We start from the raw sequence: 12,093 nt of genomic DNA, 5'->3' as shown, positions 1-12,093 counted from the left end.
GAAGGGGCCCGTCCCACCGGTCACGACCGGCGGGACGGGCCCCTCGTCATACCCCCCGACGGGTCAGTCGCGGCGGTACTGCGCCGGCGAGCCCTTCGTCGCCGGGTCCTCGTACGAGCCCGCCTTCCCGCGGTCGACGTGGAAGGTGGTCAGCGTCGTGACGGGGGACGCCGGGTCGCGGCGGTCGCCGATCACCCGCATGTGGGCGCTGAAGCGCTCCGGGGTGACCTCGTAGACGTCGTAGCCGTAGCGGTTGCCCTCGAAGTACTTCAGGTGCGGGTTGGCCGCGCCCATGACCGGCCCGTTCGTGGCGTTCCAGCTCGCCGAGTACGCCCCCGAGGTCACCGAGTGCGCCGTGAACTCCGTACCGATGACGGGCGAAGAGACGTCGTCGAAGTCGGGCCGGATGTCGTCGACGAAGGCCGAGTGCCAGTCGCCCGTGATGACGACCAGGTCCTCCATGCCGGCGCTGTGCACATGGCCGAGGACCTCCTTGCGCTCGGCGAGGAAGCCGTCCCACTGGTCGGTGAACATGTACGAGCCGCCGGGACGGCCGCGCAGCTGGCTGAGCATGATCGAGTTGGCCCAGACGTGCCAGGTGTCGGGAGCGCCGTCGATGTTCTTCTTCAGCCAGCTCTTCTGCCCGGCGCCGAGGATCGTGCCGTCGGAGAGGTTCTGCGCGGAGCGGTACGAGCGCAGGTCGAGGACGCTCAGCTCCAGCAGGTTGCCCCAGCGGCGCACCCGGTGGATCTCCGGGTCCGGCAGCGCGGCCATGGTCCCGGCGCTGCCGTCGCGGTGCGGCATGTTCTCGTACCAGGCCTGGTACGCGGCCGCCCGCCGCTGCATGAACGGCGCGCCGCCGCCCGTACCGGAGTAGTCGTTGACGACCTCGTGGTCGTCCCAGGTCAGGAACCACGGGTGGGCCGCGTGCGCCTCGCGCAGGGAGGCGTCGCCCTTGTAGAGGGCGTGCCGGCGGCGGTAGTCGGCGACCGTGATGATCCCGGGGCCCTCGTGGTCGCGGACGTGGTCGGCGGGGACGCCGCCGACCTGACCGTGCTCGTAGATGTAGTCGCCGAGGTGGACGACGAAGTCGACGTTCTCGCGGGCGATGCCCCGGTGGGCCGCGTAGAAACCGTCGTGGAACGCCTGGCAGTTGGCGGCGGCGAAGCGGACCGACGCGATGTCGCCGACGGGCGCGGTCTTCGTACGGCCGATCCGGCTCCGCTTGCCCAGGGCCTTGAAGGCGTACCAGTAGTGGATGCCAGGACGCAGCCCGGAGACCGGGACGTGGACGCTGTGGCCGAGCGTCGCGGAGGCGGGCACGGAGCCGCTGGCGACGATGGTCCGCAGCTGCGGGTCGGTGGAGACGAACCACTCGACCTCGACGATCTCGCTCAGCTTCTGCTCGGCGGCCAGCGGCTCGGGGGCGAGCCGCGTCCACAGCACGACGCTGTTCGGCTGCGGGTCGCCGGAGGCGACGCCGAGGGTGAACGGCGCCGAGTCGTACTCGGCGCCGAGCGCCTGGGCGGCCTCCATGGCCTGCGCGGGCGAAAGACCGGCGGAGAGCGGCCAGACGAGGTTCAGGGCGCCGGCGGCTCCGGCGGCCTTGAGGAGATCGCGTCGGTTGAGCCTGGTCACTTGCTTCCCCCCGTGGCGTGCAGCGTGAGCGATATGGCGTCGGCGTACCCGTCGTTGGACGTACCGCCGCCGCTTCGGGTGAAGACGAGCAGCACGCGCGCGGAGCGGGCCGTGCGCGGCACGCGCGCGGTGGCGGTGCGCTCAAGGAGCGCGGTGCGGGACAGCCGCTCGGTGGCCGTCACCGGGCCGAGCACGGACAGGGCGACCGGGGTCCCCTGGGCGTTCCGGAACTCCACGGACAGCCGGGCGCCGTCCTCCTGCGTCGCGTAGCCGCCCAGCCAGCCGGCGAGCGTGTAGCTCACCCGCCCGGCGTCGATGTGCCGCCACCCCGTGGTGCCGTTCACCGGCAGGGCGATGTCCTGGACGAGCGCGGTACGGGGGCTGTTGCCGCCGGAGAAGAACCGGGTGCCACGGTTGGCGGGCCCGGGGTCGGCGGGCGCGGGGTAGCCGTTCCCCAGGCTGTACGCGATGAGCGCGGGCGCCCCCTCGGGCACCACCCAGCCGGTCACTGCGGCGACCGGGTCGGCGGACCCGCCGGGTCCGCTCTCCGCGTCGCCGTTGACTACGAGATTCACTCGAGCCTCCTCGATCAAGCGCTGTTCGTTTTCGAATGGCGCGTGTATCGCAGCAGTCGGGAGTGAATTCTTGAAGGCCGATCGGGGAACGGCGTCCGGGAGTTGTACAGACAACTCCCGGGTAGCTAGGGGAGCCAGGGGGATCCAGGGGGCCAGGGAACGCTAGAGGTGGCTCCTGAGCGCGGCACGGGCGAGGTCGGGTCCGGCTGGGGGCCTGGCGGCGGCGGACGTGGCTTCGGCGGGGGAGGGCTCACGGCAGGGCCCGCAGTGGTCCTCGTCGCCCGACGGCCGGAACAGGTACGGCTGTACGTGAAGCCCGCTCTCGCACTCGCGGAGCGCGGCTACCCAGGGCGGCGGAGGCGGCGGCGCGACGGGTGGCACCTCGCGGAGGATGTACCGCAGCAGCCCGCCGGGCCGGTGGATCGGACTGCCCCGGCCGGGCAGGCAACGGGCGACGGCGTCCCGTACGGACTCGGCCACGTGCCCCGCCTCCAGCCAGCGGGCCGCGAGGCCCGCCAACTCCGGCAGCATCGCGCGCGGGACGCGCAGCCGGGGATCGAGAGCGGGCAGCGAGTCGACGAGGCGGCGGGCTTCGGGGACGTCGGGGTCCTCGGGGGCCGCGGGAGCCTCGGGGTCCCTAGGGGCCTTAGGGCACCTAGGCGCCTCGGGCGGGGGAGGGTTGGAGGTGTTCCCTGCGGGAGTCTTCTCTGGATGACGGCCGACGGCCCGACCGGTCGGCTCACCGGCGGCCGGACGGGTGTCCGTCGGTGGCGAGTCGGCCGGAGGACCGGACCGCAGGACGGCCACCTCGGCGGCGCTGAGCGGCACGTTGGAGACGAGCTGCCGGGTGGCCCACCGCCCTCCGGGCCCCTGCTCGCGCCACTCGTGGAAATAGCCGGCGATCTTCAACTGCCCCTTGGCACGCAGGAAGCCGACCTTGCGGATGCCCGCCCGTTCGGCGGTCTTGGAGAGCGGCTCGTTGACGCCGTCGGGGAGGGAGAGCTGCCAGCACAGGAGCCGTACGGCGTCGGAACCGAGGTCCCGATGGCGAAGGATCTCGTTCGAGATCTGACTGAAGCACCGAGACGGCGGGATAGCATGACGAAGCATTCCGGGTGCTCCTTGTAGGCACTCGAAGTGAAGGCCCTCGACGCTGGCTGCAACCAGCTCGGGGGCCGCTTTTGTGCTCACCGTACAGCAGGATGAGTGACCGGACGGTCGCTTGCTGTGACGAAGCAGCGGGGGCAACGGCAGGGCGGAAAGCGCAGAATCGATTCGACCGGCACGTCTCCCCGCCGGGGTATGTACGTCCTGACGGCGGACCAGCTCCGCCCGCCGTCGCGCGAGACGCGCAGCGTCATCACCACTCGCCGCCGTACCGCTGCCGCTTGGCGCGCAGCCACTCCTGGATCTCCCGCGTCTCGCGGGGAGAGGCCGGCCGGAGGTCGTCGGCGCGGATCGTGGCCACGAAGTGCACGAACCGCACGCGCCGATGGGCTCCGTCCACGCCGATGACCTTGCCGGGGCCGTAGACGTCGGTTCCGGTATGGGCGACGAAGGCGCCGGGACCGTGGGGGGTTTGCATTGCTCGCGAGCCCTTTCGCTCTGTGTGGTGTTCCGGTCACACAGTGGCGTGGATCACGTTACGCTCGACAGGGGTTTACGCGTGACAACGCGACCAGCACGTCGGGGAGTTGGCGATGGCAATCGAGGACAATCCTGAGACCCGTCGAAAATACGGTGAAGAGCTGAAACGCCGAAGAGAAGCGGCGGGCCTCACCCAGGAGCAGTTGAGTGAGTTGGCGATCATCTCGCGCACTCACCTGGCCCACATGGAGGCGGGGCGCCGCCGCCCGGGCGAGGAGGACGCGCGGCGCTTGGACCGGGCCCTGAATCTGGGCGACGACTTCTTCGAACGGTTCCTGCCGGCGCTGGACGGCAAGAAGGTGGCCGAGCACTTCGCGGAGGCGCTGGAGTTCGAGGGCCAGGCGACGACGATCCGGGTGTACGGGCAGACGCTGGTCCCGGGCATCCTCCAGACGAGGGCGTACGCCGAGGACGTACTGAGTTCCGGGTCCGCGCCTAAGAGCGATGAGGAGCGTGACAAGCTCCTCGGCACACGGATCGAGCGAACGCGGATCCTTGAGAACTTCGACTCGCCGACGGTCTGGGCGATATTGGACGAGGCTGTCCTGCGCCGTGAGATCGGTGGTCCGGCGGTGATGTGCGAGGCACTCCGGCACATCGTCCGCCTCGGGGAGAACCACCGTGTCCGGGTGCATGTCCTGCCGTTCAGCTCGGGCTATCACGCCCTGCTGGAGGGCTTGGTCTCCCTGATGTGGTTCCAGGACCAGCCGCCGATCGCCTATGTCGAGGGCCTCAACAACGGTCGCGTGTGGGAAGAACCGGCCATGGTTCGGGCCTGTCAGCTGGACTACGATCACGCTCTGGGCGACGCGCTCTCCCATCGCGAGTCGCTGGCTCTGATCAGGTCTGTAGCGGAGGAATACGAACATGCAGCACGTAGCAACCAGCATCCGTGACGCCTCGGTCCTCCCCGCCTGGCGTAAGTCCTCCTACAGCGGCGGCGACAGCGGCGAGTGCCTCGAAGTCAGCGACGCCTGGCGGAAGTCCTCGTACAGCGGCGGCGAGAGCGGCGCGTGCCTCGAAGTGAACGACGCCGCTTGCCCCGCCCATGTCCCCGTCCGGGACAGCAAGAACCCCACCGGCCCCGCTCTCCTCTTCCCCGCCCCCGCGTGGGCGGCGTTCGTGGACGGGGTCAAGGGGTCACTGGGGCATCGCTGACACGGCGGCCTTGGCGATCGTCCTGGCCTCCGACTCGCAGGTTGCGGCAGGGTGGCGGTCGCCGCTGAGCAGGACCCAGACGACGAGGTTGCCGTCACGGACGTTCAGCGAGCAGTTCCGGTAGGGGTTGGGCAGGTCCCAGTAGGCCTCGTCCCCGACGTCGAGACTGTCCCGGCGGCCGGTGGACGCTTCCTGGTCGAACGCCTCGTTCTTGCGTTCCGTAGCGTTGCCGTCCGTGCCGACGGTCCGCCGCAGGGACCATCGGACGATCGCGTGCGGGGCGGCCGCGGCGGCCCAGTTCGCCGAGGGATCGCCCTCGTACCAGGAGCAGTTGGTCACCGGCGCAGGACCGTCCTGGACGGTGCTGTCCGCCTTCGCCAGCCGGTCCGGCAGAGGAAGCTGCCCGGCGGCGTCCGAGCAGACCGGTACCTTCGCGTACTTGTCGGGTGCGGCGGCGCCTGAACCGCCCTGGTTCTGGAGCAGCAGATACGTACCGACTCCGGCACCTGCCAGGGCGAGCGCACCCGCCGTGACCAGGGCCACCAGCCTGCCGCGCCTGCGCGCCGGCCGGGAGGGCGTGGGACGCGGTGGCCGGGCGGCGGCCGTGACGGTCCGGGCGTCCCGATCGACCTCGACCTCGACCTCGGGCTCGGGCTCGACCTCGGGTCCGACCTCGACCTCGGCCTCGGCCAGGGGCTCGGCCTCGGCCTCCGGTTCGATCTCGGCCTCCGGTTCGACCTCGACGTCAACCTCGGGCGGCGGGGGCGATGTGCGTTCGGCGCTGTCACCTTCGCCCAGTAGCTCGTCCAGGCGGTCCTTCTGGTCGGTGATCAGCCCGTGGACGGCGGGCGGCCACGGCCGGGCCGCGGGGCGGACCGGGCCGAGCAGGGCCCGGAGTTCGGCCGGGGTCGGGCGGGCGGCCGGGTCCTTGGCGAGGCACCGGGCCACGATCGCGCGCAGGTCTTCCGGGATCTCGCCCAGCTCGGGCTCGGTGTGGACGACGTTGTGGAGCGTCAGGAACATCGACGCGGCGGCGAAGGGCGCGCGGCCGGTCGCCGCGAGGGCGAGGACCGAACCGAGCGAGAACACGTCACTCGCCGGGGTGAGTTCCTTGCTCTCGGCCTGTTCGGGTGACATGAACGGGGGAGAGCCGATCACCCAGCCGGTCTGCGTCAGCGCCGTCGACCCCACCGGCTCCACCGCCCGCGCGATGCCGAAGTCGATGACGCGGACGCCGTCCTCGGCGAGCAGGACGTTCTCCGGCTTCAGGTCGCGGTGGATCAGGCCCACGCGGTGGATCTCCTCCAGGGCCGTCACAAGGCCCAGAGCCAGCCGGCGTACGGTCTCGGCGGGCAGCGGGCCCGTGGCGTTCACGGCGGCACCGAGCGACGGTCCGGGGACGAACACCGAGGCGAGCCACGGCAGCTCCGCGTCCGCGTCGGCGTCCATGACGGCGGCCGTATAGGCGCCGGAGACCTTGCGGGAGGCGGTGACCTCGCGGCGGAACCGGCTCCGGAAGCCGTCTTCGGCGGCGAACCGGTGGTGCACCTGCTTCACCGCCGCCAGACGGCCGTCAGGGGCCGCGCCGAGGAAGACGCGGCCCATGCCGCCGCTGCCGAGCTCGGTGAGGAGGCGGTACGGCCCGGCCTCCGCCGGTACGGATGCGTCAAGCGGCTTCATACCGGTTCCCCCACGGCTCCCTCTCGGATCTCACCCGAACGCGCGGTGATCCTATGGCCCTTGGCCGTCCGACGGGTGGTCAACTCCGGATCATGTCCGGTCGCGGCCGGGTGCCCGGTCAGCGCGTGGCGCGCAGGACGTGGACCATGCCCTGCCCCCTGTACGACAGTCCGACGTACGTGTGGGCCGGCAGCGGAGCCTGACGCGCGGGGTCGGCGGCCGGCCCGGTCCGGGGTTCTACGCGACGCCGGGGCCGGGCTCCTCCAGGAAGCGCAGCAGTACGGCGGCCTCCGCGCGGAGCCGCTCGGCGCGGTCGGCGTGGGCGGGGGCGGTCAGCTGCTCGGCGGCCTCCAGACGCTCGGTGGCCTCGGCGCGGACCATCTCCGCCACGGTGCCCTCGCTCAGCTCCTGCCGTACCGCCTCGGTCGCCCCGGCGCCGACCGGCGCGTTCTCCAGCGCCACGCCCTTGAGCGCGGCCTCGTCCAGCGGAACGGCCTCGGCGTTGTCCAGGGCGGCGAGCGTCGTGCGCAGGGCGCTCACGGCGGCCTTGTCGCGGGCGCGCATCGCTTGGGGCAGGGCTTGTTGCATACGGAGACGTAGAGACATGCCGCGACCCTACGGGGGCTCCCCGGGCCCCACAACGCGATAGTGGGCCGGTGGAGCCGTCAGCGACGCAAGCTCCGCTCCTGCGTCTCGATCAGCTCGTCCCAGTGGTCCCGCGTCCACTCGCAGGCCGCGTCGAGCGGGCCCAGGAGGCCGCGCCCGAGCGGGGTCAGGGCGTACTCGACATGGCGCTGGGTGCCCTCGTACTCCTCCCTCGCGACGAAGCCGTCCTGCTCCAGCCTGCGCAGCGACGCGGTCAGGGACTTGGCCGTGATGCCGCGCAGCGGGACCTTGAGCTCGGAGAACCGGCGCGGGCCCTCCTCCAGGCACCGGAGGATCAGCGTGGCCCACTTGTCGCCCACGCGGAACGGCACCAGCGGGGACGGGCAGACGGGGTCGAACATCTCGGGGTCCAGCGGGGTGCGCCCGGCTGCCTGGGGGGTCGTCATGATCCACACCGTAGGCAGGTATCCGATCGGAAACCAGCCCTCCTCCTACGCTCCTGGCCATGGAAACGAAGAGCAGCAGCAAGCGCAGGATCATCGTCTTCGGCGCGGGCGGCCGGGTCGGCAGGGCCGCCGTGGCCGAGGCCCGACTGCGGGGCCACGAGGTGACCGAGGCCGGGCGGGCCGACGGGGACGTGACGGACCCGGCGGCCGTGGCGCGGCTCGCGGACGGGCACGACGCGGCGATCGTCGCCGTGTACGACTCCGGGGCGCTCCCCGGCGCGTTCTTCCCCGCCGTCGCACACGCCCTCGCGGAAGGGCTCCCGAAGGCCGGGGTGACGCGGCTCGTGTCGGTCGGGCTGGCGTCCGTACTGCCCACCGCGTCCGGGGAGCTGCTCATGGACACCCCCGGGTACCCGCAGGAGTGGCGGGAGTTCTACGTCGGCCACGGCGCCGGCACCGAGGCCCTGCGGGTGGCGGCGGCCGTGACGGGGGCGCTGGACTGGGCGGTGCTGAGCCCGGCGGGCGACTTCGACCACGCGGGCGAGTCCACCGGCGGCTACGCGATCGCCCCGGCCGCCGCCGACAGCCGGATCACGGCGGCGGACTTCGCCCGCGCGCTGCTGGACGAGACCGAGAGGCCGACCCTGCACCGGGCGCACGTGGGGGTGACCTCCGCATGACCGAAGCGAGCCGGGTCGGCGAGACGACCCACGACAATCCGACTCCCTGGATCGCCGACCACATCCGCCGCTTCGAGGAGACCGGCGGAAACCCCCGCCCCGGCGTGAACGACCTCCTGCTGACCACCCGGGGCCGGAAGTCCGGCCTGCTGCGGCGCACCGCGCTCGCCTACGTCCGGGACGGGAACGGCGCGTACGTCCTCACCGCGTCCAACGCGGGCTCGGACCGGCACCCGGCCTGGTACCTGAACCTGCTGGCCACCCCGGAGGTCACCCTCCAGGTCGGCACGGCCACCCTCGCCGCGACGGCCCGCCCGGCCACCGCCGCCGAAGCGGCCCGGCTGTGGCCCGTGATCGTGTCGGCGATGCCCTCGTACGAGACGTACCGCACCGCCACGACCCGGGAGATCCCCCTCGTCCTGGTCACCCCGGACAGGCCCTAGGGCCTCGCGCCGCGCCTACCTGTCGGCGTGGTGGCGGCAGGACGAATCGTCGCAGGAGGGGGGTACCTCCCACCGGCTGCTGATGCGGTGCAGGAGGCCCTGATCCGCAGGCAGGGCGGGGAGCCGGCACAAGACTTCGGTGGGGGAGTAGATCGGGCGCGCGTCGTCCTCGATGTGCTCGGGGTCGGTGTAGTGGAACTCCTCCCGGCGCTCCCAGGGCGGGGTGATGTGCGGCCGGTGGTCGAGGGGGTTGTCGTCGGCGAAGGAGGGGTGGAGCCGCCACTGGGTGCCGAAGGCGCGGTTGTGGACCTCGCCGAGGTACCAGGCCGCGACCGCGACCAGGGGCGTGTCCTTCGCCTTGCGGGCCTGGGCGGGGCTGTCGAACGCGTCCCGGACGAGCGCTTCGAGCCGGGGGAGGGAATCCACGGTGAAGTCCCACGGCCCGCGGCCGGCGCGTTCCTTCGCCCAGGCGGGGAATCCGGCGCGCTGCTGTCCCAGCCACTTCTCCAGCACCGGGTTGTGGGCGCTGACGTGGTCTCGGGTCTTCTCTTCGCGCAGGTACTCGGCGTACTCGTCCTCGTCCATGTCGCGCGGGTCGGTCCACTCCATGCCCCGACACTAGGCGAACCATGTGTGCGCGGTGTAAAGATCCTGCGCAGCACGTAAGTTGTCGGTGCGCCGTCAGTAATTCCCGTGTGGCCAGGGAGAGTTGAGGCCCTAGGGTGGGCTGCTCCCGCAGCGGCGCCGAACTGACCACGGGGGCCCGTGGCGCCACGCGAGGAATCTGACTGACCTGGGGGCCCCCAGGGGGTTTTCGTGACCCGACACATACCTTCCCGGCGCCGCTGGTGGGCGCGGGCGGCGATCGCGCTGGCCTGTGCCGGCGCCGTCTCGCTGACCGGCCTGCCCGGCTGGGACCAGGCCGAGGCGAAGGCGAAGCCTCCGCTGAAGCAGGGAAAGCGCTGCGACGAGGAGTACAAGGACTTCTACGACTTCTCCGACGTCGTCGAAGGCGGCCTCCCGGCCGACGGATACATCCGGCCGGACGCGGACCGCGACGAGTACGACTACGTCAACGGGCAGCGGCAATGGGACGGCCTGCCCGCGCCCACCCCTGATGAGCTCGACGAGATCAGCGACAACCCGGACGACTACAAGAAGGGTGACAAGCGGCGGGTCTGGGCCTACTACAAGAAGGCGCAGAACACGGCCCAGTGGAAGGGGGTGCCGTTCGCGACGTACCGGGACGACTTCTACATCCCCAAGGGCGGCAACGACCCCCGCGGCAAGGCGTACATGGCCAAGCTCGTCTACGACTTCGGCCTGGTGGGTCCGGACTGGATCTGCGAGAAGGAGTTCGAGGTCATCGACCCGGACACCAAGGAACGCTACGTACGGCGTGCGGACGCCTACAACCAGCGCACCGGCGAGATCGTCGAGGGCAAGTCGAACGACAAGCCCGACCCCACGCAGCGCCCCAAGGACAAGGCGCTGCTGAAGGACCCGAACCACAAGGACAAGAAGATCTCCTACGCGTACGGGCGGGAGACCAAGGGCGGCGCGAAGAACCACGACACCGATCTGCGGAAGATCGCCCCGGACCGGGTCAAGAAGATCTCGTACAAGGCGGACGCGGTCGAGAAGGCCCCGAGCGGTACGTCGAACAGCCCGACACGCCGTGTCGATCCGTACATGAACGCCAAGCCCGGCACCAGCACCGGTTCCCGGGGCGGCGGCAACGACATGATCCAGAAGTCGCCGGAGAACCCGAAGCAGCTCGCCGACCGGCTTCAGCGCATCGGCCGGATCCCCGGCATCTCCCAGATGCCCACTCCGGGCGGCATCGACTTCTCCACCCTGGAACTCCAGTACGTCGGCACGCCCGTGAAGGGCAAGGGCCTGGACTACTCCTTCGGCGCGAAGGAAGACCCCGACAACGACACGGTCGGCTGGGGCGGCAGGGCGAACGCGCAGATGGCCTCGGACGCGTTCTTCACGTGGCTGGCTCTGACGCCGGACAAGTTCTGGGTGAACCTCAACCCGGACACCCCCGGCACGATCATGGACGACAAGTTCGCGGCCACGGACGCCGGCCGGGTGCTGCTGGAGGCCGACCTCCGGCTCAAGCACGACTTCTTCAAGGCGATGGACCCCAAGACGGCCCTCGGCAAGAACACCTGGGACAGCCTGTCCAAGGTCAACGGCTGGCCGTGCCTGACGTCGACGCGGAACTGGATCGAGCCGAAGCCGGCGCAGGTCCGCGAGCAGGACGGCGGGATCTACATCCTCGACGCGCCGCTCAAGCTCCAGTCCGAGTACGCCGACGTCAACACCCCCGGCCCCGGCGAGGGCAAGCCCTGCCAGGACTCGCTGACCAAGGCCGAGATCGAGCACAACGAGCGGGTGTTCCGCAGCACGATCGTGCCCGAGGTCGAGAAGTGGATCAACGAGGCGCCGCAGTACGCCGACCTGCGCCGGGTCTACAAGTCCCGGGTGGCGGCCGAGTTCGTCCGTCAGCAGGACGCCCAGCGGCCGACGGACTACCGCACCATCATCAACAGCAACAACGTGGAGCAGTGGCCGATCCGCGCCCCGCACCAGGACTGGAAGAAGACCGACGTCTTCAACAAGTACGTCAAGGTCTTCAAGGAGGGTGAGTTCAAGTACGAGCTCACCAAGGGCCAAGAGGTCTGGGTCATCAGCGTCGGCGGCGTGGACCTGTCCAAGCAGCCCAAGCGGAACGTCTCCCAGACCGAGTTCCGTCTCCAGAACCGCCACCTGCCGCGCCAGACCAAGACCTCGGTCAAGGCCCTCACCGACGACACCGAGCGGGAGCGGCTGCTCCTCCTCGGCGGGAACTCGAACGGTCAGAAGGACGACGGCGGCACCACCCCGCCGCCGGACCCGACCGACCCGCCGAACCCGACCGATCCGCCGTCGACCCCCACCCCGGACCCCACCACCCCGGGCCCCGGTGACGGTACGACGGCCCCGCCGTCGAACAAGCCGGACCCCGACGGCGACCTCGCCGACACCGGCTCCGACACCCCGATCGGCCTGATCACCGGCATCGCGGCGGCGATCGTCGCCCTCGGCGGTGGCCTGATGTGGTGGATGCGCCGACGCAAGGCCCTCGGCACGTAGCCTGAACAGGCCGTACGCGCCTCTTGTGCAGGAGGGCCCCGACCCATGCCTCGGCAGGGTCGGGGCCCTTCTGCGC

General features: G+C 71.1%; 13 protein-coding genes. 5 read left to right on the top strand and 8 right to left on the bottom strand.

Annotated elements, in window-relative coordinates:
- Positions 1-63: 63 nt before the first annotated feature.
- The 4 genes from ACGFYP_RS26355 to ACGFYP_RS26340 form a co-directional block, all read right to left on the bottom strand.
- The gene (locus ACGFYP_RS26355; RefSeq protein WP_393498247.1) at positions 64-1,638 is read right to left on the bottom strand and encodes an alkaline phosphatase D family protein; all 1,575 of its coding nucleotides are present in this window, start codon (positions 1,636-1,638) and stop codon (positions 64-66) included.
- Complete coding sequence (locus tag ACGFYP_RS26350; RefSeq protein ID WP_393498244.1) at positions 1,635-2,213, bottom strand: phosphoesterase; 579 nt, start codon at positions 2,211-2,213, stop codon at positions 1,635-1,637. The genes ACGFYP_RS26355 and ACGFYP_RS26350 overlap by 4 nt, the downstream gene beginning before the upstream one ends.
- Before the next feature lie 162 nt (positions 2,214-2,375).
- Positions 2,376-3,323, bottom strand: a complete 948-nt coding sequence (locus ACGFYP_RS26345; RefSeq protein WP_393498241.1) for a hypothetical protein — start codon at positions 3,321-3,323, stop codon at positions 2,376-2,378.
- 250 nt (positions 3,324-3,573) lie between these two features.
- Positions 3,574-3,798, bottom strand: a complete 225-nt coding sequence (locus tag ACGFYP_RS26340; RefSeq protein WP_393498238.1) for a hypothetical protein — start codon at positions 3,796-3,798, stop codon at positions 3,574-3,576.
- A gap of 115 nt (positions 3,799-3,913) precedes the next feature.
- On the opposite strand from ACGFYP_RS26340, the gene ACGFYP_RS26335 reads away from it, so the two are divergent.
- Complete coding sequence (locus ACGFYP_RS26335) at positions 3,914-4,756, top strand: Scr1 family TA system antitoxin-like transcriptional regulator (protein WP_393498235.1); 843 nt, start codon at positions 3,914-3,916, stop codon at positions 4,754-4,756.
- Positions 4,728-5,018 (top strand): DUF397 domain-containing protein, encoded by a 291-nt coding sequence (locus tag ACGFYP_RS26330; protein WP_393498232.1) that lies wholly within the window; start codon positions 4,728-4,730, stop codon positions 5,016-5,018. The genes ACGFYP_RS26335 and ACGFYP_RS26330 overlap by 29 nt, the downstream gene beginning before the upstream one ends.
- Here ACGFYP_RS26330 and ACGFYP_RS26325 read toward each other — a convergent pair.
- From ACGFYP_RS26325 to ACGFYP_RS26315, 3 genes are all read right to left on the bottom strand, one after another.
- Complete coding sequence (locus tag ACGFYP_RS26325; protein ID WP_393498229.1) at positions 5,001-6,698, bottom strand: serine/threonine-protein kinase; 1,698 nt, start codon at positions 6,696-6,698, stop codon at positions 5,001-5,003. The two genes, ACGFYP_RS26330 and ACGFYP_RS26325, sit on opposite strands and share 18 nt — an antisense overlap.
- 237 nt (positions 6,699-6,935) lie before the next feature.
- Positions 6,936-7,262: a hypothetical protein gene (locus ACGFYP_RS26320; protein WP_393498417.1), complete on the bottom strand. Its 327-nt coding sequence runs from the start codon at positions 7,260-7,262 to the stop codon at positions 6,936-6,938.
- Positions 7,263-7,363: 101 nt separating this feature from the next.
- A complete protein-coding gene (locus ACGFYP_RS26315; protein ID WP_393498226.1) occupies positions 7,364-7,750 on the bottom strand; it encodes a winged helix-turn-helix transcriptional regulator in 387 nt (128 codons plus the stop codon).
- A gap of 59 nt (positions 7,751-7,809) precedes the next feature.
- On the opposite strand from ACGFYP_RS26315, the gene ACGFYP_RS26310 reads away from it, so the two are divergent.
- Both ACGFYP_RS26310 and ACGFYP_RS26305 read left to right on the top strand, forming a co-directional pair.
- A complete protein-coding gene (locus tag ACGFYP_RS26310; protein ID WP_393498223.1) occupies positions 7,810-8,430 on the top strand; it encodes an NAD(P)-dependent oxidoreductase in 621 nt (206 codons plus the stop codon).
- Positions 8,427-8,873 carry a nitroreductase/quinone reductase family protein gene (locus ACGFYP_RS26305; RefSeq protein WP_393498220.1) on the top strand — a complete coding sequence of 149 codons (447 nt, stop codon included), beginning with the start codon at positions 8,427-8,429 and terminating at the stop codon, positions 8,871-8,873. Before ACGFYP_RS26310 ends, ACGFYP_RS26305 begins: the two co-directional genes overlap by 4 nt.
- Before the next feature lie 15 nt (positions 8,874-8,888).
- Here ACGFYP_RS26305 and ACGFYP_RS26300 read toward each other — a convergent pair whose 3' ends face one another.
- Positions 8,889-9,482, bottom strand: a complete 594-nt coding sequence (locus tag ACGFYP_RS26300) for a hypothetical protein (protein WP_393498217.1) — start codon at positions 9,480-9,482, stop codon at positions 8,889-8,891.
- A gap of 207 nt (positions 9,483-9,689) precedes the next feature.
- Between ACGFYP_RS26300 and ACGFYP_RS26295 the strand changes: the two genes are divergently transcribed.
- Positions 9,690-12,017 (top strand): hypothetical protein, encoded by a 2,328-nt coding sequence (locus ACGFYP_RS26295; RefSeq protein WP_393498214.1) that lies wholly within the window; start codon positions 9,690-9,692, stop codon positions 12,015-12,017.
- Positions 12,018-12,093: the final 76 nt, after the last annotated feature.

It is taken from the genome of Streptomyces sp. NPDC048370, from assembly GCF_043200825.1.
GTDB lineage: Bacteria > Actinomycetota > Actinomycetes > Streptomycetales > Streptomycetaceae > Streptomyces.
Note: the sequence above shows the minus strand (reverse complement) of the source record. Positions and strands in the feature narration are given on the sequence as shown.

Excerpts from the sequence above, each read along its gene's own strand:
- ACGFYP_RS26345 (WP_393498241.1), bottom strand. The coding sequence starts at position 3,323 with ATGCTTCGTCATGCTATCCCGCCGTCTCGGTGCTTCAGTCAGATCTCG.
- ACGFYP_RS26340 (WP_393498238.1), bottom strand. The coding sequence starts at position 3,798 with ATGCAAACCCCCCACGGTCCCGGCGCCTTCGTCGCCCATACCGGAACC.
- ACGFYP_RS26335 (WP_393498235.1), top strand. The coding sequence starts at position 3,914 with ATGGCAATCGAGGACAATCCTGAGACCCGTCGAAAATACGGTGAAGAG.
- ACGFYP_RS26330 (WP_393498232.1), top strand. The coding sequence starts at position 4,728 with ATGCAGCACGTAGCAACCAGCATCCGTGACGCCTCGGTCCTCCCCGCC.
- ACGFYP_RS26325 (WP_393498229.1), bottom strand. The coding sequence starts at position 6,698 with ATGAAGCCGCTTGACGCATCCGTACCGGCGGAGGCCGGGCCGTACCGC.
- ACGFYP_RS26320 (WP_393498417.1), bottom strand. The coding sequence starts at position 7,262 with ATGCGCGCCCGCGACAAGGCCGCCGTGAGCGCCCTGCGCACGACGCTC.
- ACGFYP_RS26315 (WP_393498226.1), bottom strand. The coding sequence starts at position 7,750 with ATGACGACCCCCCAGGCAGCCGGGCGCACCCCGCTGGACCCCGAGATG.
- ACGFYP_RS26310 (WP_393498223.1), top strand. The coding sequence starts at position 7,810 with ATGGAAACGAAGAGCAGCAGCAAGCGCAGGATCATCGTCTTCGGCGCG.
- ACGFYP_RS26305 (WP_393498220.1), top strand. The coding sequence starts at position 8,427 with ATGACCGAAGCGAGCCGGGTCGGCGAGACGACCCACGACAATCCGACT.
- ACGFYP_RS26300 (WP_393498217.1), bottom strand. The coding sequence starts at position 9,482 with ATGGAGTGGACCGACCCGCGCGACATGGACGAGGACGAGTACGCCGAG.